At 33.4% G+C, this 21,690-nt stretch carries 24 protein-coding genes, 1 tRNA gene and 1 pseudogene; 16 read left to right on the top strand and 10 right to left on the bottom strand.

Annotated elements, in window-relative coordinates; genetic code table 11:
• Nucleotides 1-3 precede the first annotated feature (3 nt).
• Complete coding sequence (locus AN964_RS16530) at nucleotides 4-696, top strand: N-acetyltransferase (protein ID WP_055740741.1); 693 nt, start codon at nucleotides 4-6, stop codon at nucleotides 694-696.
• Nucleotides 697-780: 84 nt separating this feature from the next.
• On the opposite strand, the gene AN964_RS16525 is transcribed toward AN964_RS16530, so the two are convergent.
• On the bottom strand, nucleotides 781-2,178 hold the full coding sequence (locus AN964_RS16525) for a glycosyltransferase (protein WP_244885877.1): 1,398 nt from the start codon (nucleotides 2,176-2,178) through the stop codon (nucleotides 781-783).
• Nucleotides 2,179-2,586: 408 nt separating this feature from the next.
• On the opposite strand from AN964_RS16525, the gene AN964_RS16520 reads away from it, so the two are divergent.
• A tRNA-Val gene (locus tag AN964_RS16520) sits at nucleotides 2,587-2,659 on the top strand.
• 1,500 nt (nucleotides 2,660-4,159) lie between these two features.
• On the opposite strand, the gene AN964_RS27325 is transcribed toward AN964_RS16520, so the two are convergent.
• The gene (locus tag AN964_RS27325) at nucleotides 4,160-4,285 is read right to left on the bottom strand and encodes a hypothetical protein (RefSeq protein WP_268888417.1); all 126 of its coding nucleotides are present in this window, start codon (nucleotides 4,283-4,285) and stop codon (nucleotides 4,160-4,162) included.
• Between the two features lie 80 nt (nucleotides 4,286-4,365).
• Here AN964_RS27325 and AN964_RS16515 point away from each other — a divergent pair, with 80 nt between their 5' ends.
• The 6 genes from AN964_RS16515 (at nucleotide 4,366) to AN964_RS26885 (ending at nucleotide 7,036) form a co-directional block, all read left to right on the top strand.
• Complete coding sequence (locus AN964_RS16515; protein ID WP_055740739.1) at nucleotides 4,366-4,566, top strand: XtrA/YqaO family protein; 201 nt, start codon at nucleotides 4,366-4,368, stop codon at nucleotides 4,564-4,566.
• A complete protein-coding gene (locus tag AN964_RS16510) occupies nucleotides 4,563-5,540 on the top strand; it encodes a hypothetical protein (protein WP_055740738.1) in 978 nt (325 codons plus the stop codon). The genes AN964_RS16515 and AN964_RS16510 overlap by 4 nt, the downstream gene beginning before the upstream one ends.
• Before the next feature lie 110 nt (nucleotides 5,541-5,650).
• Nucleotides 5,651-6,190: a hypothetical protein gene (locus tag AN964_RS16505; protein WP_055740737.1), complete on the top strand. Its 540-nt coding sequence runs from the start codon at nucleotides 5,651-5,653 to the stop codon at nucleotides 6,188-6,190.
• Between the two features lie 180 nt (nucleotides 6,191-6,370).
• Complete coding sequence (locus tag AN964_RS27525) at nucleotides 6,371-6,463, top strand: XtrA/YqaO family protein (protein WP_367591793.1); 93 nt, start codon at nucleotides 6,371-6,373, stop codon at nucleotides 6,461-6,463.
• Nucleotides 6,460-6,627 carry a hypothetical protein gene (locus AN964_RS26460; protein ID WP_161809269.1) on the top strand — a complete coding sequence of 56 codons (168 nt, stop codon included), beginning with the start codon at nucleotides 6,460-6,462 and terminating at the stop codon, nucleotides 6,625-6,627. Before AN964_RS27525 ends, AN964_RS26460 begins: the two co-directional genes overlap by 4 nt.
• A 199-nt stretch (nucleotides 6,628-6,826) precedes the next feature.
• On the top strand, nucleotides 6,827-7,036 hold the full coding sequence (locus tag AN964_RS26885; protein WP_055740736.1) for a hypothetical protein: 210 nt from the start codon (nucleotides 6,827-6,829) through the stop codon (nucleotides 7,034-7,036).
• An 83-nt stretch (nucleotides 7,037-7,119) separates the two neighbouring features.
• On the opposite strand, the gene AN964_RS16495 is transcribed toward AN964_RS26885, so the two are convergent.
• From AN964_RS16495 to AN964_RS26765, 3 genes and pseudogenes are all read right to left on the bottom strand, one after another.
• The gene (locus AN964_RS16495; RefSeq protein ID WP_055740735.1) at nucleotides 7,120-7,602 is read right to left on the bottom strand and encodes a hypothetical protein; all 483 of its coding nucleotides are present in this window, start codon (nucleotides 7,600-7,602) and stop codon (nucleotides 7,120-7,122) included.
• Between the two features lie 243 nt (nucleotides 7,603-7,845).
• A pseudogene (locus tag AN964_RS27140) lies at nucleotides 7,846-8,867 on the bottom strand (GerAB/ArcD/ProY family transporter).
• Nucleotides 8,868-9,232: 365 nt separating this feature from the next.
• Entirely contained in the window at nucleotides 9,233-9,490 is a 258-nt protein-coding gene (locus AN964_RS26765) for a hypothetical protein (protein ID WP_183102073.1), read from the bottom strand.
• A 241-nt stretch (nucleotides 9,491-9,731) separates the two neighbouring features.
• Between AN964_RS26765 and AN964_RS16480 the strand changes: the two genes are divergently transcribed.
• Entirely contained in the window at nucleotides 9,732-10,280 is a 549-nt protein-coding gene (locus AN964_RS16480) for a DUF3231 family protein (RefSeq protein ID WP_055740733.1), read from the top strand.
• 114 nt (nucleotides 10,281-10,394) lie between these two features.
• On the opposite strand, the gene AN964_RS16475 is transcribed toward AN964_RS16480, so the two are convergent.
• A complete protein-coding gene (locus tag AN964_RS16475; RefSeq protein ID WP_055737850.1) occupies nucleotides 10,395-11,969 on the bottom strand; it encodes an IS1182 family transposase in 1,575 nt (524 codons plus the stop codon).
• Between the two features lie 225 nt (nucleotides 11,970-12,194).
• A complete protein-coding gene (locus AN964_RS16470) occupies nucleotides 12,195-13,325 on the bottom strand; it encodes an amidohydrolase family protein (protein WP_055740732.1) in 1,131 nt (376 codons plus the stop codon).
• 230 nt (nucleotides 13,326-13,555) lie between these two features.
• Between AN964_RS16470 and AN964_RS16465 the strand changes: the two genes are divergently transcribed.
• A complete protein-coding gene (locus AN964_RS16465; protein ID WP_055740731.1) occupies nucleotides 13,556-14,569 on the top strand; it encodes a LacI family DNA-binding transcriptional regulator in 1,014 nt (337 codons plus the stop codon).
• Nucleotides 14,570-14,675: 106 nt separating this feature from the next.
• On the opposite strand, the gene AN964_RS16460 is transcribed toward AN964_RS16465, so the two are convergent.
• Complete coding sequence (locus tag AN964_RS16460; RefSeq protein WP_055740730.1) at nucleotides 14,676-15,254, bottom strand: Uma2 family endonuclease; 579 nt, start codon at nucleotides 15,252-15,254, stop codon at nucleotides 14,676-14,678.
• A 269-nt stretch (nucleotides 15,255-15,523) separates the two neighbouring features.
• Here AN964_RS16460 and AN964_RS26455 point away from each other — a divergent pair, with 269 nt between their 5' ends.
• Complete coding sequence (locus AN964_RS26455; RefSeq protein ID WP_161809268.1) at nucleotides 15,524-15,673, top strand: hypothetical protein; 150 nt, start codon at nucleotides 15,524-15,526, stop codon at nucleotides 15,671-15,673.
• Between the two features lie 236 nt (nucleotides 15,674-15,909).
• Here AN964_RS26455 and AN964_RS16455 read toward each other — a convergent pair whose 3' ends face one another.
• Nucleotides 15,910-16,479, bottom strand: a complete 570-nt coding sequence (locus AN964_RS16455) for a histidine phosphatase family protein (protein WP_055740729.1) — start codon at nucleotides 16,477-16,479, stop codon at nucleotides 15,910-15,912.
• Nucleotides 16,480-16,655: 176 nt separating this feature from the next.
• Here AN964_RS16455 and AN964_RS16450 point away from each other — a divergent pair, with 176 nt between their 5' ends.
• Genes AN964_RS16450 through AN964_RS16430 form a run of 5 tightly spaced genes read left to right on the top strand, consistent with a single transcriptional unit; the run spans nucleotide 16,656 to nucleotide 20,740 of the window.
• Nucleotides 16,656-17,894 (top strand): MDR family MFS transporter, encoded by a 1,239-nt coding sequence (locus AN964_RS16450; protein ID WP_055740728.1) that lies wholly within the window; start codon nucleotides 16,656-16,658, stop codon nucleotides 17,892-17,894.
• Nucleotides 17,895-17,931: 37 nt separating this feature from the next.
• On the top strand, nucleotides 17,932-18,312 hold the full coding sequence (locus AN964_RS16445) for a cupin domain-containing protein (RefSeq protein WP_055740727.1): 381 nt from the start codon (nucleotides 17,932-17,934) through the stop codon (nucleotides 18,310-18,312).
• A gap of 51 nt (nucleotides 18,313-18,363) precedes the next feature.
• On the top strand, nucleotides 18,364-19,341 hold the full coding sequence (locus AN964_RS16440) for an AraC family transcriptional regulator (RefSeq protein ID WP_055740726.1): 978 nt from the start codon (nucleotides 18,364-18,366) through the stop codon (nucleotides 19,339-19,341).
• Between the two features lie 49 nt (nucleotides 19,342-19,390).
• Nucleotides 19,391-20,332, top strand: coding sequence for a YobF C-terminal domain-containing protein (locus AN964_RS16435; protein ID WP_055740725.1), 942 nt, complete (start codon nucleotides 19,391-19,393; stop codon nucleotides 20,330-20,332).
• Between the two features lie 48 nt (nucleotides 20,333-20,380).
• Complete coding sequence (locus tag AN964_RS16430; RefSeq protein ID WP_055740724.1) at nucleotides 20,381-20,740, top strand: VOC family protein; 360 nt, start codon at nucleotides 20,381-20,383, stop codon at nucleotides 20,738-20,740.
• 108 nt (nucleotides 20,741-20,848) lie between these two features.
• On the opposite strand, the gene AN964_RS16425 is transcribed toward AN964_RS16430, so the two are convergent.
• A complete protein-coding gene (locus tag AN964_RS16425; protein ID WP_055740723.1) occupies nucleotides 20,849-21,514 on the bottom strand; it encodes a DUF2306 domain-containing protein in 666 nt (221 codons plus the stop codon).
• Nucleotides 21,515-21,690 lie beyond the last annotated feature (176 nt).

Genomic DNA, 21,690 nt, shown 5'->3' with positions numbered 1-21,690 from the left:
TTCATGGTTAACAAATCTGTGCGACTAGGAAATAATGTAGAGATAGGGGAAAATGTAGTAATCGAAGACAATGTATTTATTGGTGATAATGTTGTGATTGGGCATAATGTAGTGATCAAAAAGGATACGATTATCGGAAGTGGAGTCCAAATTGGTGATTTAACTATATTGGGAAAATCAACTTCTTCGAACAAAAAAATGGCAAGGAAGCCTGAAAAAAACCTTTCTCCTTTAGTCATAGAAGAGGATGTTACAATTGGATGCAATAGCGTCATTTACCGTAATGTTCAATTGAAAAGAGGAGTGTTCGTAGGAGATTTATCAAGTATCCGTGAAAAGGTGGAAGTAGGGGAAGATAGCATTGTCGGTCGTAATGTAATGGTCGAAACCAACACTCAAATTGGCCAAAGAGTGACGATTCAAACTGGCTGCTATATTACTGCTGACATGAAAATAGAAGATGATGTATTTATTGGTCCTTGTTGCTCGAGTTCGAATGACAAGTATATGGGTATGGGAAATTTTGAACATCAAGGACCAATCATCAAGAAAAATGCAAAAATCGGAAACAATGCGACGTTGCTGCCAGCTATCGTTATTGGAGAAAATGCTATTGTTGGAGCGGGAGCAGTCATTACAAAAGATGTTCCTGCAGGTAAAACCGTTGTTGGTAATCCAGGAAGGATCATTCGTTAACGCCTAAAGTTTCATATATTTTTTTGCCATATATACAAATAAAAAAGTCATCTGAAGAGTATGCCCTAAATTTTTTTTTGTAACTTATTGTTTAGATAGAGATTGGTAAATTTCGAGTACTTTCAGGCTATTTTTGTTCATGTCGTGATATGCCTCTGCATATTTGCGCCCTTTTATGCCGATTTCCTGCAACTGATCTTGGTTTTTTAATATACTTTCCAATACTTTTGTAATCGTATCCGGATTTGCTGAAATGATCGGTAAATCATTTGGATAGTTCTCTTTCATAAAATCACTAATCCAGCATATGACCGGCTTTCCCATCGCCATAGCTTCCACTGCTAAAAGCCCGTAACTTCCTATATGAAGCTGGTCAATAATTAAATCTGCTTCTTGATAAATTTTCATCGCCTCTTGATGGGACATTCCTTGAATTAATCGAAAATCAAAATGGTATTGTTTTTTTAGAGTGTCAATAGCTTTCAAAATATACTGTGTTCCTTTTATATAAGGAGAAGTAGGGGCATGAACAATTAGTGGTTTTTGACTTCTCTGATTTCGTTTGATCGGAACGTATGAGTCTAAATTAATCATTGATGGTATAACAAATACATTTTCATAGTAATCTTTCACATATTGATACAATTCCATATCTGGAACAATGCAGTGCTTAATAGAATCAGACAAACTTGTTAACATATAGTGTATCTGATTTTCGTTTTGATTTTTAACTAGACTATACGGATTGTTTTCCATTGCTTTAGATAATAATCGTATATCACTTCCCCAATGTTGCATGATTACAGGTTTTTCATATTTTATATATAATGGGAGGTCGGAGTAATCAAACGTCATGCTTGTGCCGAAATGGAAATGAAAGAGATCAAATTGTGGGAGAAATTGTTCAGCAAGTTTTTTTTGTTGTTGATTTAATAATGGAGAACTTCTAAAACCAAGCAAAGACCATTCATAGTCCGACTGGTAATTTAAATAATATGGATAATAATTCAACGTTTTGGAGTAAACGCCTATCTTTGATAAAGCGTCCGATAATGTATTCATTTGATTAGCAATTTCAATTGTTCCTTGCATGACTCTAAGCAGATGATTTGAAGATTGTGATGCTGTTTGTGGGTTAATTTCATCTTCATAAAGATTTGCAGGAATAATATTGGTAAAATTTTTATTTTCGAAGCCAAGCTTGCTTAACTGCTGAAAGTAATGATCAGCTTCCTTATTCCTCCCTAGAATCTTTAAGATGTCGCTCATCAATTTGTTCAAGCCAGGGTCATTTGGAAAGTCATAAAGTCCTCTCCATAACCAAAGCCAGGCATTATCAAAATTTTTTATTTTAATGAAATACAATGCGTTCAAAAAATAAACGTCGGAAGTTGATTTAGCATTTTGTTCTAATTGATCAATCAGTTGTTTAACCTTTTCTAATTCCTCTTGTTCTATTAAGTTTATAATTTTTTGTTTCATTTCCTCCATCTGTTTCTCACCTCTTGACATGTTAAAACATAAGGAATATATAATATACTTTTATCATATGAACAGGGGATGTGTATCGAAACGGTGAAGTGACATATAGAGCTTAATTTAACTTTTATTCACAACTGATGACCATATAAACCCCAAAAAAAATAACTCCCAGAAAATGTTTAGGGAATTATTCAACGTTTTATAATCCAAACTCTACCGGTTGGTTAATATTTGACTCCAACTCCTTACGAATCGTTTTCCTGTTGTTTAATTTTAAGTCGTGAATATTGCTTTAAAGATTAATGGATATATAGTAAAAAATAATAGTATATAGAAAGAATTATCCAATTATCATTGACATTTTTGGATTACCAATATATATTAATAATTACCCAGTAATAATATGATGATTCTGTAGCTCAGCTGGGAGAGCACCACCTTGACAGGGTGGGGGTCGCTGGTTCGAGCCCAGTCAGAATCATACACAAAACCCTGGAACCATAACGGTTCTAGGGTTTTTCATTTTCGTTGATATTCTACAAAAAGAGCATTTAATGACGAATTGTTGACGAAATATTTAAATGCTCTTTTTTTGAGGTGAAAAAACATTGTCCAATTTATTCGCTGCTTCCTTATCTGTAGTTTGAAGAGCATACCCATAAGTGTCCATAGTAATTCGAATATCAGCATGCCCGAAACGTTCCGAAATGATTTTTGCATGTACCGATTGATTAAAAGCGTAGCTGAAGTATGGCGTAAATCATTTAGTCGAATATACTGAACCTTCGTACGCTTAATAAAACTTCTCCAATCACGTTGTAGGTGTGGAAGGGAAGAAGTGCATACCCGTCTTCTTTACAAAAAAACCATTCAAGTTCTTTTTCAATTCAACTTTCACCAGATCTTAGTTTTTCAATGAGTATGAAACTTTTTCAATTCTTCAATTGGAAGGCGGTATATATACAATACGTTTAGATTTTTTGACTTTGTACCTTTAATAAGTGGCCTTCCGTTTTCACCTTTAACAATTACCTGTTTAATATTTATTGTACCTTTTTCAAGTTCAACATTGGCCATTCGAGTCCTAGCATTCACCACGTCTTAATCCAGCCGCTAAAGCCAAAGTGATGAAGATTCTCCAATAAAAAAACTCGTCTTGAACAAGAGTAAAAAGTTGTTAAACTTCTTTTTCATTGTAAACATTTGCTTCATGATCCTCATTATCTTTTGGCCTTTTTTCCACAGCTACTGGATTATATTTAATAATTCTCCAGTCAACGGCGCGCTGAAAAACGTTTCTTAATGCTATATAAATGTATTGTTTAGTTCCTACTGAAATAGGTACATCTTGCCCATCTTTTCTCTTGATTTGATTAAGAAAATTAATAATGTGAAATGGTTTTACTTGATCTAACGTTTTTCCTCAAAAACCGGCAATATGTGATTGCGTAAATTAAATTTATAATTATCTAATGTACCTGAGAAAGTTCATCTTTTGCATACCTGATTTCCCTCTCCTTTACGAATTCATATTTGTGAATAAATACAAGTTAATCGCCTCATTGTAGGCATGTTCTGTTAATGGTTTAATAGAAACTCCAACCATCGGAAGGAGGTATAAAACTTTTAAAGTATAATTTTATTTTCTTATTCCTTCAATTTCACAAGTGGCTATACATCGACATGTTTATGTACATCTAGCATAAGAAAATAACTCGTAAATTTAATTTAGGATGGTAAAACTAAGAAGAAACGTTAATCTTCTCAAAAAAATAATATGAAAAACAAACGTTTCCAGCTTTATCAATTTAATATTTATATTTCGCGTAAATGGAGTTTCTCCTTCAATTAAAGGAGTACATCTTTTTTCGCGTACCATTAAAAAAATATTTGAGTTAGATTAGCCAAGATTTACTTTTGTACCTATATAAAATTTTGGTTTTCAGTAGAGCAGGAAATAATGGTATGTGGACAATATGGATTATCCATTTTTAATAAACCAAGGCAAGATGATGTTTTTGTATTTTGCAACCATCCAAATAAATAAAAAGGAAACTAATAATGCAACTACTAACCCAAGCAATTTCTTAAGGTCTTTGATTAACATACAAATTCCCTTTAAAAAAGCATATTAAAAAGCTAGGATTCCTCTTGACAGCCTATTATTATATCATGGGAGGCTACCTTATGAGACTAAAAGACATGGAAATTAATCCTAGTACTATGAAACTAGAAATTGATATAATGGAACAAAAGGGAAGCTTTTCCATAGTTGTTTGTGACGGGAAGGCTAGGATTGGTCCTCTTCTGGAACATGGTAAAACGAAGATTATGACATATCAAGGAAAGATTAAGCGGATGAAGTGGGATGAGGGGGAAGAGTTTTGATTTTCAGCAATGCAGAAACGTACAAAAAATATTATTTACCTGTAAATATAGTGATTACATTTTTATTAATATGGAGTTTATATAAATTGCATTATTTTCATTTTTTTATAGGGATAATATACTTTTCGTTCATTATTTATCAAATTTTTTTCCTTTACAGAAAAAAAGGAGATTTTAACTCTATTAGATTTTTTTTTAAAATAATGAGAGAAATTACTTTCTGTCTATGGTTTTCTACAGCTTTTATTTATTTTAATACAACAGATAAGGTTTGGGTATGGCTAAATATATCTTTATGGTTTCTAATTTTAGCTATTTCCTACCAATATATAAGAATAATACTAAATACTTGGTGGAAATACCTAATCTTGTTTTTTTGTATGTTTTTTATCAATTTTTTCATTGCGGGATTAGGGTTAATTATTCTCCAAGAAGCGTATAAAATTAGTGATAGAGACATGTTTACTATTATTTATGTGTTAACGATATTTATACCGATACTATTAACTAGTTTGGAGACGGATGAATTAAGATTAAAAGTTATAAAAGTTGCAATTTACGCTTGGGTAGCTTTAATTACTTCCCTTTCTACAATTGTCTTTTTAATTAAAGACGATGTGGAAAAATTTATTTATAAAGACGTTATTCTTAATGAATTAAATATTAGAGATGAAAGGCATCTTGAAGATATCTTAAAAAACAAAAAAAATGTAGAACAATTTGAAAAAATGATTAATGAAATGAATTTATCAGAAAAAATTACTTTAAGAGGTGAGTCAGGAAGCTATTTGTCAAGTAAAGAAATCACTAGAAATATAATTTTGCAATTTAAAGAACAAAGTAGTGCATGGACTGAAATGTTATTTTCATTATTCTTTTTACCACATATTATTGGTGGGGTCTGGTGTACCTTTGTCGTAGAGCTGAAAGAAAAAAATATTTTTTTTAGTGATATGAAAAATAAAAATATTTAATGTAGATTCGAGTGGAATTATTATTTAAATAATTTGATGCAGTACTTGGAAAAAAATGTGTTAATAAACGACCTAAAATTTAATGATAAATGGGATGAGGGGGAAGAGTTTTGAACTTTGTCTTAGGGTTTTTTGTAAACTGGACTGCAATTGGAGCAATAGCTTCTGCAATAGCCTCCACAGCAGCTTTAATAACTATCATCATTTCAATTAAGCAAAGTAAAAATAAAGATAAGGAAAAACATTATGGTGCTCAACCATGGTTTCATGCAACATCGATTGAACGAATGGGAGAAAAAGCTCCAGTAAAAATTATCGTTTTAAATGATGCTACGCCCACTATTAAAATTGATAAAGTTGAAATGATTGTAAAGGAATCTCAAGAAATAATAGAATTAAAATATAAGTATTTAAAGAAATCGGATCGTTTTATTGAAACAGGAAAATGCTTTGGAATAGAAATTCCGAACAAAGTATCACTCTTTGGAAGAGTAGCTTTTATTGAAATTCACTTTACGAATCTATATAAAAAAAGTATGGTCGCAAGTTCTCCGGAATTTGAATTTTATGATAGAGAGGGAATGGACACTCTATTATATATTAAAAAAGAAGGATTTTTGTACAAGCCTTTTAGTAATTCAATTAAATAATATGTTCTATCAGTCAACTGGAGGACACTAAACGAACGCAATTTAGTGTTTGTTTGGTGTCTTCTTTTGATGGTTGTTTTGAAATAGAATCTAGTCCTATATAACTAGTGTTTGATATAGTAGTAATATAGGGGAGTATTTCCATATGATATTGTTTGTTAGGAAGGCAAGAATAGTCCCATTACCGGAATCCCGGAATATGGTGAAACAAAGATTATTACACATCAGGGGAAGATTAATCGTGTGAAGTGGGATGAGGGGGAAGAGTTTTGAAACTATTAAAAAAGCTACTTAAAGAGGCAGAAGGATCTTCTGAATTAATATTTAGGAAAGTATTTCATGATGAAAAATCGAAGTTCGATGTCTATGATGGTGTAATTAAAGGATTTTTTGAAGATATGATCAAAAAGACAGAGGGTATTAGTTTTTTTGATTGAAAATGATAAAGTAGTTTTCAACTGATTCAATTGCCAGAAATATTCTGGAGAACTATGTATATTTGAAAACAATATTTTCTAATATTATAAACTATATGCATCATGGCCGGTAAATAGAATTTTGATGAAGAATCCCACCTTTCGGTGGGGTTTTTAAATTATTATAAATATCTCCGATATATTATTTGGGGGTGTTGATTTGGAAAAGATTGATTTTAGTCCATTTCATGGACAAATGAATCATATGGTTTTACAACTTACTCTATTATTAGGAATTCCATTAGTTATAGGATTAGTTGTTAAATGGATTCTCAGAATAATTAAGATACCAAACAGTATATCAAATATAATTTCAGTTCTAATATTCTTATATGTGTTTATTAAAAATATTGGTATTGTACTGGGATAATATTTGAAGGGAAATATCTCCTTTTGACAGAATCATATACAATGAAAAGCCCTAAACCTTTATTTTTAAGTGTTTAGGGCTTTTCATTTATCCATTACAATGCATTGTTTATTTTGTTCTAACTTACATATCCAGTTGTAATAAAATAGCAGTATCAGTAGTAATATTGGATCCACAATAGCAGATAGCCAGAGCTTCCACCAACCATTATGAAAGTATGCCCAAGGTTCAGGAATTAAAGTTATAGCCTCATATAATAAAATGAATCCTACAAAAATGAAAATATACATAAAGCGGATAAAATGCTTTTTCTCAGATGGATACCAGTTCAAAAACATTAAATTAACCGGGGGAACGATAAAAAGATGAGGAAGGAGTCCTTTCCAGTCTATTCCTTTCCCGAAATACCAATACCCGTGATATTTAAATTCAACGAATATATCGAAAGTTTGTTGGAAAGCAATCGTAAACATCCATATATGGACTATTTGACTTCTACTTAGTTTTTTATTAGTTAGGAATGCAGTTAAATTGAATGTAATAATAGCAATAGTTAATCCTATCATAAAATAATCCTTTTTACTTTTAGCATGGACCATTATGGAGAAATAATACAATTAATTCATCAACTAATATTTTGTTCTAATGGAGCACCAGTACATTTTAGGGTGAATGAACCGGATACTTGAGTTCCTTTAAAAGTAATTTCAGTGACTTTTTATAATATAATGCCAGGAATGGGTACTAAAAAATACTTAAGAGTAAAATAGTTTAAAATTAGGCCAATCACAATTTAATTAACATACGTTTCATTTTGATCTAATTTTCGTAACTAGCCACAATAATACAAACAAAATAGGAATGTAAATATACCCCAAGAAAAATCCCAAATCATTAATGATCGAATTTAAAATATCTATTTCCGATCTGGTTTTTATAACTATACATCCAAATAAGATAAGAGTACATAAAATGGGTACGCTATATTTTAGATTTAATTTAATCGTTCTTTTAAGTAATCTACCTGCACACCAAATGGACAAACAAATACTAGGTAATATAATTAAACACCAGTTTGCTATTCCGATGAATTCAAAACGCTCCACAACTGGTAATTTTACAATTTTATAAGCAGTTAAAGTTGGCCAAATTTCCTTTTTCAGTTCTGTTTGCGCAAAGAAAGCAAAGGTAAGGAAGGTCGTGAATAAATATAATATGGTCGTAAAGATGATGGAAAGTTGTCCCCATTTTCTTGCCTTATTTGGGCTTTTTATATATGGATAGAAAAGCAAGAGTGTCTCGTAACCCGAATTTGCTAATGACATGTTTTCGGCTGACTTCATTACATCACCCAGGGAATGATCAAAAACAGGTAAAAAGTGCCGGAAATCAGCAAAGTGAAGAGTAAATCCCTGGATAAATATAATATAGAACGGAAGAACGAAGGAAAAAAAGCGATTCCAACGATTGTTCGGATACCTCCGTGAATAATATAGATACATAATAAAAGATAACCGGCCGCAAACCAAAAATTACTTAAATTAGGGAACATCCAGACCTGTACGAATTCAATATAATTCCTTAAGATGGTTATCGCATACCATAAAAAATAAATAGCAATTAGAATATTGATAAGATTACCCAACCATTTTCCAAAAATTGTCCAATGAATATCACACATATCTCCATTTACCAATTCTAATTGTTTAAACATAAACCACATGATGATATTCATTGTTACTCCTGCAATAATTACCGATAGCCAAGCATCATATCCGGCAAAGAGAGCGATAAATTTTTGAAATCCCAGTATTCCTAAGCTTATTTGCATAGATTGAATAAGAAAGAAAATAAGAAATGGCGAGAATTTTATGTACTCAGGAATCGTTTGCGGCTGCATTTAGCTACCTCCAGCAGGTAAATCTTTATTATTTTGTCCGCACGAAGGTTAGTGTTACCAATTGAAGGGGAAATATGAGGAAAGAGCATATTAATATAGGAAATAACCGTGAAAGATAGAAAGTGTCAAAAAACACAATTCATTGACGTATTTTGTACGTCTTCGGATTGTGTTTTTAGAAATCATTCGGGCTTACGAGAATAGTGTCCGTGAACCATAGCCCATTCATTTTGATCGTTTTCATAGAAAACATCCGTTTCGCGTCTATGTGCTTCCCAAGGTGAAAGTTTTCTTATCTAATTGGATGAGACGGTTGACGGCAAGTTGGAACCGGCATGCGAGGAAGTAAAGTTGGTAACAGACATCATCGGTACCACATTTTTGGACAATGACGCATTTACCATCTGCGTATCATTATTGACAAGGTTTAAAGTTCCATCTTCGCGTCTATATGAAAAATGGCGGAGAAGTGTTACAGGGAATCTCAGGTCGGGACTTGCAGCCAAACTAGTCGTGAACAGCACACCATTCGTAACGAACAAACCTTTGTCCAATAAAATTCCCTGGTTAATGACAAATATTTTTGGCAAGATTATATATAAATAAATTCTACTCCTTAGACGAAAAAAATATAAACACAACTAAAAGAGATAAATACCATTTTAAAGGGTTTGCATTAATTTATAATGGAAAAAATTATTTTTATTAATAAGCAAATAAAAAGTCCAATTGGCATCAGAAATTGGTTAAGCATGTTGCAAATAACGTTTAAAGTAACGATTGGAGTGAGTACCAATGACAACTATCTTTGAAGCTGTAAAAGATTTTTTACAATTGAATTTGGATAACGAACCTAAAAATCCTTTACATGTTGGGGAAGTAATGAGTTGTTGGTATTATTTAGCCTTAATGGATGAAGCCACAATATATATCCAAATTGGACTAAATACTACAAGTGATGATGATGTCCTAAAAATTTTAAAGGAAAGCTTAAAGCAATGTGATACCCAGGGGACAAGATTTAAAGACTTCATGAAAAAGGAAGGGATACATCTTCCGCCAACTAGTGAGCAACGTCCAAACTCTGACCCAAATGGGGTTCCACTTGGAGTAAAACTTACACATGATGAAATCATGAATGGTTTAAGCATTAAGACTGTAGCGGCCATTACTACGTGTGCTACTTCTTTAAGTCAAAGTATTCGAAATGATGTAGGCGCATTATTTACACAGTGTATGTTAGAAAAAATGAAATTTGGATCTTCATTAAAGGATTTAATGCGAAAGCGAGGATGGATAAGAGTTCCTCCATATTATTATGCACCCGGACTACCAAAACAGTAGTACACATTATTTTATGTAATAGAGGCTGGGACATAACTAGCTTCAAATAGTGAGAAAGGTGAATTTGAGGGAACTCAAATTCACCTTTCTCTATTTTTGCGTTTAAATTTTCTATTACCTTAGTTGTTTGGCAGTGAATTTTCTTAAATTCACTGCCATTAACGCAAGGCCCATTTCGTTTTCTACCTTCGATTTTCCTCGTACAGAAAATCGAGCGAAACGCAAATTAGCCTTCAAGAATCCAAAAACTGGTTCCACATCGATTTTGCGTTTTCGATAGATGGCACTCGTTTTCTCTTCTGAAAGCTTCGCTCTTACATATTCTTTTTGCTGTTCCCATTTTTCATTCACCATTAGTTTTCGATTGTTGCCTTCTTTTGCTTTTGTACAGGATGAACGGAATGGGCATCCCGAACAGTCTTCGCACTCGTAGATTTTGAACTTCCGTTGGAAGCCTGTACGGTCATTTCGGACTGAATGATATTGATATTCAAGACGTTTCTGATTAGGGCATGTATAGGTATCTGTTTCTTTATCATACTTCCAGTTGTCGGGATTAAAAGTGTTTTGTTTGTACTTTTTCTTTTGTTCCTTCAAATACATATTATATGTAATAAGTGCTTCTCGTTTTCTTTTCAAAAGGATATCATTAAAGTTTTGTTCACTACCATAACCTGCATCTGCGGCAATGTGTTTCGGTAACTCGAAATAATGCTGCTCGATCTCATCTAAAAATGGAATTAACGTACGCGTATCTGTTGGGTTTGAAAATAAACTATAGGCAAGCGCGTATTGGCCCTCCGTTGCGATTTGTACATTGTAACCAGCTTTCAATTGTCCGTTTTGCATATAATCATCTTTCATTCGCATAAATGTCGCATCTGGATCTGTTTTAGAATAGCTATTACGCGTGCCAAAGATTTCAATGTCTTGTTGGTATTTCTGTTTTCGCAGGACAAAATCAATCAACTGTTTTCGCACTTGTTTTGGGTATTTCCGTTCATTTCTTAAAGCTTTTCGTTCTGGAACGTCTGATGATGCTTCTATTTGTTTATCATACTCGGTTACGACATCGTCCACTTTTTGAACCAATTGAGCGAGTTCTTCCAATGATAACTGTTCATCGCTTTCACGTTCCATTTCAGGTATAATTTCATTTTCAAGCAGTTCATTGTATAGCTGGTTTGACTTTTCAATTAAACTTTGATGATATTTCTCAATCGATTTCTTCCAGACAAACGTAAATTTATTCGCATTCGCTTCAATCTTTGTACCATCGATAAAAACCGCTTCTTGATCGATAAGTTTTTCTTCGATCAATTGGCAACGAAATTGGACGAAACATTGGCGAATTAAATCTTTCACTTCTGATTGAACACGGAATCGGTTGATGGTGCGGTAGCTTGGTTGATAACCTTGAGCTAACCACATCATACGGATACTGTCTTTTAATAGGGCTTCCATTTTGCGTCCTGAAAAGATAGATTGCGTGTAAGCACATAAGATAATTTTAAGCATCATGCGTGGATGGTAGGCAGGGCAGCCATTATTTCGCAGAAATGGTTCGAACGCTTCAAGAGGGATGCTTTCAACTAAATGATGGACATGGAAGGCAATATCATTTTTTTGTAATTTTACTTCTAAATCTAAAGGCAAAACTAATTGATTCATGGTATAATTTTTAAACATAAGGATCCTTCTTTCTGTATAATTTTGTTGTGGTGACTTAATTTTATCAGAAGCGGTCCTTATTTTTATTCAAAAAATAATCAAAGCCGGTGAAATTTTACTTGTCGTAAAATTTCACCGGCTTTTTCATCTCAGAGGCGGGTTTTGTCCCAGCCTCTTTTCGTTTAAAATAGGTTATTCAGATTTTAGTAAATCATTTAATTCTTGGATCATAATTATAATCAATTATTTATTATTTGCTTTTTTACTTTCAAGCCGAAATAGTAGTTCGTTAGCCATTCTTTTATTTAATTTAAGCGTCTTGTTGTTTCCTATTTTATCCGCATATTTTTGAATCTTATTCATTTGTGTTATAGTTGGCGGCTGTGTTTCGATGAGTTTCTGATAATTTTGATATGCTACTTTCACTGCTGTATCAGGTGTCAATAAGTCAATGGTTTCGTAAATGGCGTTAACTGCATTGTCATATCCCACACCGAATCCCCCATCGGTTCCAAAGACAAATTTATCCGGATATTTTTCCATCAAAGGTATAAAGTCTTTCAATTTATATTGACTTGATTCATCATACTTTGTATATCCTGCAAAAAAGTCAATATAAAGATTATCATATTTTGCTAGCAGTTCCTTAATTCGATCTGGAGAATTTGCTACATTCGCATGTCCAAAGATGATATTTGTTTGAGGGTGTTCTGTTAATGCCATTTTTAAACCCTCAATAGGTGCTCCTCCCGGTGGATCGATATGAAGTAGTACCGGTACTTTATATTTTGCGGCGAGGTTATATATTTCACCTAAATTACCAGACGTAGGGTCCTCACCTTTCCAAGGCAGGATAGAAACAACAGGTGAATAAGTGGATGCTGCCGCAAGTTCACCAATCGCCAAGTACCCTTTTTCTAAGTTATCCTTCGTATATTTGATTCCCTCTTTATCATAAATATTAATTCCAGCAAAGGAAGGATATATGAGATCAGGCCGTAGTTTAAAATCATCCCAAGCTAAGCGATCTGTATTCATTGCGGCAGGCTCAGAAATATTTCCGAATATAACGGTTTTATCTACGCCTAGTTCCTCATATGTACTAGTTGGAAATTCAGATGCTTGATGGTTGTGGACATCTATTAATGGTAAGTCTTTGTATACCTTATATAATGGTTCATCTGATTTTTTATTTTTTCGCATTTCTTTTACTTTTTCTACCATATTTTCATCTGGCTTATACTCCGTTACAGTAACAATATTCACTTTCTTTTCAACATATTGATTCCCATCTACTTTATTATCACACCCATATAATAAACAACAAGCCAATAAAGAAATTGAAAACCCTCTTTTTAAACCATTCCATTTCATAGTGAAAAGCCCCCTTTATATATTTTTTTGCAAACGTTCCCGAAAACTTAAAAAACACCTACCTCAACCATATGAAGCTATTCTTGAAATATATTAACTATGTAATTTATTTAAATATTATTATAAGTCATTTCATTTTGCAATTCACTTTACGAAATAACTTTTAAAGGGTAGATTAAGAATAAAGATAATTGGGAACGTTCCCTGATTAAATAAAGGAATGAGTAATTATGACGAAAGCATCCATAAAAGATATTGCAAGAAAAACCAATCTTTCAACGAGCACAGTTTCAAGGGCTTTAAATTCTCAGTATGGAGTAAGTAAACAGACTCGTATTAAGGTGATGGAGGCGGCTAAAGAATTAGGGTATGTACCGAATTTATTAGCAAAAGAATTGGTTCATAATAAAAGTAATTTGGTTGGTTTACTTATTAAGGACAGTACTATGGGGGAAGCACGTCCAGCTTTTTTTGAAATGCTCCCATATATTAATAAAACATTAGCGCTTTATGGTAAGAATACCATCATATCAGCAATTGATCCTCTTAGTATGGAGGACAATGAGCTGGAGACCATTATTAAGACGCGAAATTTATCTGGTCTAATTATTTTTCCGGGTCTTCAGTATAAATCAATTTTAAGTCAAATAAAGAAATCAACGCTTCCAATTGTCATTATTGAGGAAGATCTAATGTTAAAGCATTGTTCTTGTATTGGAACAGACGAATACCATGGTACTGAGTTAGCGGTTAAGAAATTATTTCAATTGGGTCATAAAGAAATTGGCTTTATTAATGGACCTGATAATATTGGTATATGTCAAAAAAGACTAATAGGGTTTAAGAATGCTTTAGAAAAGTACGGATTGCAATTTAAGGAAGAAAGAGTGATTTATAGTGACTTTTCGGGTATTGGTGGTGGAGAAAGTGCTTTATCGTTAATTAAAGCTGATTCCTCTATTTCTGCTATTTTCTTTGCGAATGATTTAATGGCAATGGGGGGAGTATCCACTTTAACTGAACAGGGTTTTAATATTCCAAAGGATATATCTATTATTGGCTATGATGGGTTGTATATGACGCCTTATTACAATCCTTCGTTAGCAACCATTAAAATTAATAATCAAGAATTGGGAATCAAAACTGTAGAGGTATTGATAGAACTTATAAACGGGGGAAAAGGAAAATCTTTATCCATCAAACCAACTTTTCAAGATGGAAAGTCAATTAAGTCGTTAATATAACAATTTTATAAGAAAATTTATATAAACAAAGAGTATTGATAATGGTGCCAACCCCCCCCAATGCATTTAATCGTAACCTCATTGGGGGGCAAAATATACAGACAACCTATATTTTTAAAACTTCCTCGACAGTAAAAGAAACACAAGGAATGCATTCTGAGGTAACGGTATCTCCTGCATCAAAAATATGGAGTAGTTCATATGGATGGTTTTGTGCTGTGAGGACATATTGTTCAATGGTCAAGTTAAAGGGATCGACAATCCAGTATTCCGGAATACCAAAACCTGCATAGCTTTCCCTTTTGACTGTTCGATCTCGCTTGGCGCTATTTGGTGAAAGAATTTCAATAACTAAATCGGGTGGCCCAACAACTGCATGCTCCTCAATAATGTGCTCACGGCTGCGATGAATCATTAGAATATCCGGCTGTCTCGTTTCATTTTCCGATAGAATTACATCAACAGGGGCATACATTACGATATACTCGTTCTCGCATGTATCAACCAACCTTCGTTCTAAACGTTGACTCAAGCGTTGGTGAGTCGTCGAAGGTGAAGGCTTAAGTTCGAGTTGTCCGTGAATAATCTCGTATTGGTTGCCGTCTTCCGGTAATTGATAATAATCTTCCACCGTCCAACCTGTTTCTTTGACGATGTTGTGTTCAGTACGTTTCTTTTCTTTCATTCAATTTTCCTCCCTATTAGATGGTTTTATTTGAGTCTAAATGGTAGGTTATTTTAAATAAATTATCGCATTTATATAACCCTCAAGCAATCATCCTTTGAGAGAAATACATAAGAGTAGACGTTGAAAGAGGAATTTTTCCTGAGATGCAGTTCGAACTAAAAATAAATTTTTTTTTTTGGGACCGTATGGTTTTATAAATAATTTCCGTCTTATATAGTGAATAGATATTATGAGAGGTTGACAATGAACAAGAACGAAGAATTATTTTGTGGGATATAACGACGGTTGAAATGGAAGATGGTTACATTGTAAAACACAAGAGCTATTATTTTTGCAAGGAATTCCTTTCTTTGGCAGCAAAAGAGCTTAAAGTGAGACTGGACGAAGATAATGAGTTATTTGGACATCAATGGTAGGTTAGATAAAAAATGAACCTTGGGTGGACCAAGGTGGGGGTCTTTGGAAAGAGTTTGCAGTTATGGACCCTGACGAATATTGTAATGCATTTGGTGGTACAAATGGACAAAAAGATTAATGGTAAATTTAGTTTTTAATGCAATATTAGGAACGGGGCATTCCTTAACAGGGGATGCTTATTCTTATTTTATAAACAAGTTTTTTTTATAAAAAAGTACAAAACCCTTGTTACTTCTTAAAGTTTAAACGAATAGGTTGTAGATTCCCAATGCTTAGAGCTCGTTTTTTTCTTGCCATTCAATCCTATTTTTTTGAGTTCCTTTCCTATCATCATATTAAAAAATCCATGCCCAACCAAAACCACATTATTATGTTCTTTGGCACATTCAACTAAAAACGCTGAAGCTTTTTTTGCCCTTATTTTAGCATCTTTTAAGGACTCGCATCCATTTGAATAACCGCTAAACCAAAGACATCTCAAAATGGCCGCCCAAATATTTGGATATAATTTTAATCCCACTAATTTTGCTAACGGAATAGGTAATTCTGTTTCACGAAATAAAGGGTCTGAAATAGCTGATATGTTGGGGTTTAATAACTTGGCGGACTCAACAGCCCTTTTCAAATCACTCGTCAGGACAATATTTGCTGTACCTATTTTTTCAAGAGTTTCCGAAGGGTAAGATTTCTCTTCAAACACTCCATTGCTGTCATATTTTTCAACCCAATTTTTAAAATCCTGACAAGCTATTGGTTTATTTTCAATCCACAAAGATTTACCATGCCTTACTAATGTAATTTCCATATAAGACTCCTATTATCCAGTTCACTCATCATTTATTAATTCCTTTTCTAGTAGGCTAACATGTTAAAAATTATAATGCTACTCAGAAATTGCACATTCAATAAAACCAATAATTACAGTGTGAACATAATAAAAGATTGATAATTTATATTTAAAACGAAATAAAGGTGGAAAAAATGCATAAAATTTTTATTTTGCTTAAAGGGAAGACCCAAACTTTTCACCCTTTAGTTTGGGTACTGCTATTTGGTACATTCATTTCAAGAGCAGGTTTTTTTATGAGTATCCCTTTTTTAGGGATCTATCTTCACGAAATTAAGGGGTATGATAACTCAATTACAGGAGCAATTTTAGGGATAAGTTTTTTTATTAGTACTTTCAGTAGTTTTTTAGGGGGAGCATGGTCGGATCGTTTTGGAAGATTTCCAGTAATAATTGTTTCCATGTTACTATGGTCGATGATGTTTATAGGATTTGTTTTCGCAAGTGAAATATGGCAGTTCTTTTTACTAAATGCACTTAGTGGTTTTTGCAGAAGTTTATTTGAACCTACTGCACGAGCCTTATTAGTGGATGTAACTCCTACAGATAAGAGAATAGATGTGTTTAATACACGATATTTTGCCATTAATATTGGCGGTGCAATTGGACCTTTAGTTGGTCTATCTCTAGGATCCTCCAAGAATCCGCAGATGTTTTTCATAACAGCCATTATATTCTTTATTTGTGGGTTATTGCTTATTATTAGCAAAACAAAGTTTACTTTTTCCGAAAATAACATATCGCATTCCGAAAAATTCACTCTCAAAAGCAGTATGAGAATAATTGCATCGGACAAAGTATTTAAGTTCTTTCTTATTGGAAATATATTTACAACCGGGGCATATGCACAATTAGATACTACACTTTCTCAATATTTAGGTACAGAAAATGTCGGTGTTTATTCCTTTCTATTTGCTGCTAACGCAATAGCTATTTTAATTCTGCAATTTCCGATTGTTAAAATAATGAAAAAATATCAACCTCTAACAGCATTAAAATTAGGCAGTTTTCTTTTTGCTTTAGGCATTTCTGGATTTGGTTTTTCAAACTCTATGATTTTATTGGTTCTATCTGTCGTTTTTTTTACTGTAGGGGAAATATTATGTTTTATCATTGGTGATGTTTTAATTAGCGATATTGCCCCGAAGCATTTAAGAGGAGCGTATTTTGGAGCCTCAGGACTGCAATTTTTTGGTCAAAGTGCAGGAGCATGGTTGGGAGGGATGTTACTAAGTATTTTAGGAATAAATAATGGAATCTTGATATTTGGAATCCTTTCAATATTAACATTGAGTGCATATCCTTTCTTTCAGCATGGGGAAACTCTTCTAAAAAAGGAAGTAGATATAAGGCAAAATACTAAAATTTCATAATACAATACATCATTCAAAAAATTATAGGAGGCTTAAAATGCAAATTTATAATTTTAGCAAGGATAATGGTAAAAAGATAGGAATATTTAATTCGAATTTTATTATGTCCCGAATTATTGAAACGAATAAAGGTGCGCACATAGGATGTATGTATTTGGAGGAAAATGGGATAATTGGTTATCATCAAGCAACCATTCCCCAACTTCTTTTAATTTTGGATGGAGAAGGATACGTATGTGATGAAAAAAAGGAATATTTTAAGGTACGATCCGGTGACTCTATATTTTGGGAAAAAAATGAATGGCATGAAACAAAGACAGAAACTGGTTTAACTGCAATTGTCATTGAAAGTGAAGAATTAAACCCATCACTGTATATGCCAAAAAAACATTGGGACGTTTCTTCTGTGTCTTTTTAAGAAACAGAAGAAACGTCCAGGTGTATTCCAAGATGAGCTGGGGTATTAGCAATGAAAAAGAATGAATATACTTTCCGAATGAATAAAGTAATCGATTATATTAATCAGAACTTGGATTCCGACCTATCCTTACAAGCATTAGCAAGAATTGCAACTTTTTCCCCATACCATTTTCATCGGATTTTTAAAGTGGTTGTAAGCGAATCAGTACATGATTTTGTAAATCGATTACGTATGGAAAGAGCAGCGAAATTATTAAGACATCAAAAGAGCCAAACTGTAACAGAAATTGCGCTTCAATGTGGTTTTTCCTCTGCTTCAACTTTTTCAAGATCTTTTAAAGAGTATTTTGGAGAATCTCCAAGCCAATATAAAAAGACAGTGCCTAAAGTTTTCCAGAAAAATAGCAAGAATTGCAAAGTGTTTAGCAAGAATGGGAAAGAATCAAGTGCAAACTTTTTATACGATATACATAGAAAAGCGGATGAATCAGGAGTGGCTCATATTCATCGTAATAGATTTATAGTGGAGATTTGTACCCTTCCAGATTTTTATATTGCATATGATAGGATCCTACATGGGTTCAATAAAGGAATCTATAGCGAACGTATTACAAATGCATTTGAAAGGTCATTTAACTGGGCTGAAGCGAATGAGTTATTAACCTCTCATTCCAAAGCTATTGGGATATTATATGACAATTTTGATGTAACCACCTCATTAAATTTTAGATATGATGCTGGGGTATCGATTAATCAACATGTGGATTTGTTAGATGGAGAAATTGCTATTCAAAAAATTAGTGGTGGCAAGTATGCGATTTGTAGGGTTGAACGCGAAAATATAAATAGTCAGTCATTCAATGTGGCGATTGCAGAGCTCGGTCAAGCAGCTGATTTTTTATATGGCGAATGGTTACCCGACAGTTTCTATCAATTAGAGGATAAGCCATGTATAGAAATCTATCATTCCGCTAGATCTGATTCAAAAATTACGATTGATTTTTGCCTGCCAGTCATTCCGCTTTGAATAAAGCGCTTTTCGAAAAAACTTGAATAAAGGTAGGGAGAGATGAAGAATGACAGTGTACTATAAGGGATCTGGCCAGTATTGCTATGCAAATTCATTGGCTATGGCATTATCAAAAGAAGAGGAGTACGATCCAGGTTATTTAGAATGTTTAACAGGCGTTGCTATAAGTGCTTTTCTTACTGAAGATGGTTTACCGTTTTTTAGTAGTAAGTTCAATGCACCGGACAAAGGAATTAATCATGCACTCGACCATTTAGGCTACAATTATACTCACTATTTCAGTAAAATGGATGATAGGTTTGAAGGGGACAAGGCTTTTCAGGAGCTGGAACTACTTATGGAGAGCGGCCCAGTGATAGTAGGGCCAGTAGACATGGGGAAATTAGTATATATACCAAATCATGCTTATTTGGGTGGTGTAGATCATTATATCGTTGTTCACTGTGTCGATCGAAATAATGTCTACATACATGATCCTACTGGATACCCATATATGAGTTTAACAAGGGAAGAATTTATGAGGGCATGGAAAGCTGAAAGTATTGAATATAAAATGGGCTCCTATTCAATTTGGGGAAATTTTGAGAGAATTAGTTGTCCTTCTCATGAAGAACAATTTTTAAAAGCGGATAAGCAAATAAAAGATAATTTGTTGGTGGAAAAAAGTGCAAACGACGAAAATGTCGGTCCAAAATCTATTCTAAAAATTGCCGAAATCATTTCGAAAGGAAACTTATCTGATTCTTTAAAAGGACATTTATCCTTCTTTAGCCTTCAGTTAGGTGCCAGAAGGTGCTCCGATTTTTCTGCATTTTATAAGCCTTTTGATAAAGAGAGATGTTTGATCAAAGATTTGCAGGGACTGCACTTTGGATCTGCTCATGTAGCCTTAATGAGAAAGAACTGGAAACAAATGTGGGAGGATTTAAGAATGATTGCTGATTTAGAGGAGCAATTTCAGGAAAAGTGCATGCAGGTAAGTGTCTGACAACTTCATTTATACGTTTAATCAAAATCTATAATAGGAGGTTTCATCATGTGGAAAAAAATAGAATGTGTTGCCATTTATTCAGAGGATATTGATCAATCAATCGAATTCTATACAGCATTGGGTCTTATTAAAGCTTGGGATACCTTCCAAGATAGTGAGCAACGATTTAGAATAGTAGGCATGAGTTTTCCTGAGGGAGATTCGCAATTAGTGTTAAAATCTAATCCCGATCTAAAATTTATAGAGACGGAGATTATGGTAGAAGATGTATGCACCCTTTATGAAAAGTTAAAAGAAGTTAATGGAGTGAATTGGATCAGACCTCCTTTTTCAAATCCGCTTGGGGGGCATGTAGCTGTTATGGAAGCTCCGGATCGAAATGTATTTGTACTAGTTGGGAAATGAAATTAAGCGTGAACTGCACCCGAATTGTTAAGCAAAAACAACAATTCGGGTGCAGTTTTTATGACTAAAGATGCAATGAAAAAAATTATCGTTATCATTCGTTTCTATTTAAATAGTGGGAGTTTTAAGGGTGTAATCAGATTTTGCTAACCCTTTCCGCTTCTTTTTTAAATATCTTTCAGTCAATGAAAGATTAATGATTATGGAAATGATGATAGCAAGCGGAAAACCTACAGAAAATCCTAGATGAAGTAAAAATACAGTAATAGGCATTAACAGCCGGAAAGTAACAAAAACTAATGTGATTGCATAGCTGCGTATCATCCATCTTTGATGACTTTGAATTTTCCTTTCTCGAATCCTTTTCAAACCGATAAATGTTGTTGCGAACCAGAAGATATCAAGAATGAGAAATCCAATAGTACTCCCAATACCGCCAGTCGCATAAAAAGCAAGGTATATTCCAACTGGAACACTTAGGAAAATCGATGTGACATAAATCTTCCCAATCGACCGATGTATGTGGATATTTTTGCGGCTCTTTTTTAATAATTGAAATGGGCCAAGGATTAAAGCAATAGCACCTGTAACAATGTGAAAGTAAAAAAATATCCTCCATGTATTAAATGAAAACTCCGGGTTTTCAAATTTTCCGGATACAATACCTGCTTTTCGTGAATCGTTAAAGCCGTACGCAAGTAAAATATACCCGACAAAGGCTAGAATGCCTAAATAACAAAGCAAAACAGCCCAACTTAATTTGCGTTTGTTCAAATTATGTCCTCCTTTTGGAAATGGCGTTCATCATTTATCTAAATACCTTTGAAAACCAATATATTATTATATAAGGTTCAACCCGTCCTATATGCACTTAAAGTATTGTGTATTTTTATAAAACTTATAGACAAAAATGCATGTAATTACCCCCCAGTTGTTAAAGAAGGGAGGTT

Source organism: Heyndrickxia shackletonii (assembly GCF_001420715.1).
GTDB lineage: Bacteria > Bacillota > Bacilli > Bacillales > Bacillaceae_C > Margalitia > Margalitia shackletonii.
The sequence above is the reverse complement of the archived record's forward strand: the minus strand, read 5'-3'. Positions and strand labels throughout refer to the sequence as shown.

What these genes read in the sequence shown, in the direction of transcription:
- AN964_RS16525 (WP_244885877.1), bottom strand. Translation starts at nt 2,178, where the DNA reads ATGAAACAAAAAATTATAAACTTAATAGAACAAGAGGAATTAGAAAAG.
- AN964_RS16465 (WP_055740731.1), top strand. Translation starts at nt 13,556, where the DNA reads ATGACGAAAGCATCCATAAAAGATATTGCAAGAAAAACCAATCTTTCA.
- AN964_RS16450 (WP_055740728.1), top strand. Translation starts at nt 16,656, where the DNA reads ATGCATAAAATTTTTATTTTGCTTAAAGGGAAGACCCAAACTTTTCAC.
- AN964_RS16460 (WP_055740730.1), bottom strand. Translation starts at nt 15,254, where the DNA reads ATGAAAGAAAAGAAACGTACTGAACACAACATCGTCAAAGAAACAGGT.
- AN964_RS16470 (WP_055740732.1), bottom strand. Translation starts at nt 13,325, where the DNA reads ATGAAATGGAATGGTTTAAAAAGAGGGTTTTCAATTTCTTTATTGGCT.
- AN964_RS16530 (WP_055740741.1), top strand. Translation starts at nt 4, where the DNA reads ATGGTTAACAAATCTGTGCGACTAGGAAATAATGTAGAGATAGGGGAA.
- AN964_RS16455 (WP_055740729.1), bottom strand. Translation starts at nt 16,479, where the DNA reads ATGGAAATTACATTAGTAAGGCATGGTAAATCTTTGTGGATTGAAAAT.
- AN964_RS16440 (WP_055740726.1), top strand. Translation starts at nt 18,364, where the DNA reads ATGAAAAAGAATGAATATACTTTCCGAATGAATAAAGTAATCGATTAT.
- AN964_RS16515 (WP_055740739.1), top strand. Translation starts at nt 4,366, where the DNA reads ATGAGACTAAAAGACATGGAAATTAATCCTAGTACTATGAAACTAGAA.
- AN964_RS27325 (WP_268888417.1), bottom strand. Translation starts at nt 4,285, where the DNA reads ATGTTAATCAAAGACCTTAAGAAATTGCTTGGGTTAGTAGTTGCATTA.
- AN964_RS16495 (WP_055740735.1), bottom strand. Translation starts at nt 7,602, where the DNA reads ATGATAGGATTAACTATTGCTATTATTACATTCAATTTAACTGCATTC.
- AN964_RS16480 (WP_055740733.1), top strand. Translation starts at nt 9,732, where the DNA reads ATGACAACTATCTTTGAAGCTGTAAAAGATTTTTTACAATTGAATTTG.
- AN964_RS16445 (WP_055740727.1), top strand. Translation starts at nt 17,932, where the DNA reads ATGCAAATTTATAATTTTAGCAAGGATAATGGTAAAAAGATAGGAATA.
- AN964_RS16430 (WP_055740724.1), top strand. Translation starts at nt 20,381, where the DNA reads ATGTGGAAAAAAATAGAATGTGTTGCCATTTATTCAGAGGATATTGAT.
- AN964_RS16435 (WP_055740725.1), top strand. Translation starts at nt 19,391, where the DNA reads ATGACAGTGTACTATAAGGGATCTGGCCAGTATTGCTATGCAAATTCA.
- AN964_RS16475 (WP_055737850.1), bottom strand. Translation starts at nt 11,969, where the DNA reads ATGTTTAAAAATTATACCATGAATCAATTAGTTTTGCCTTTAGATTTA.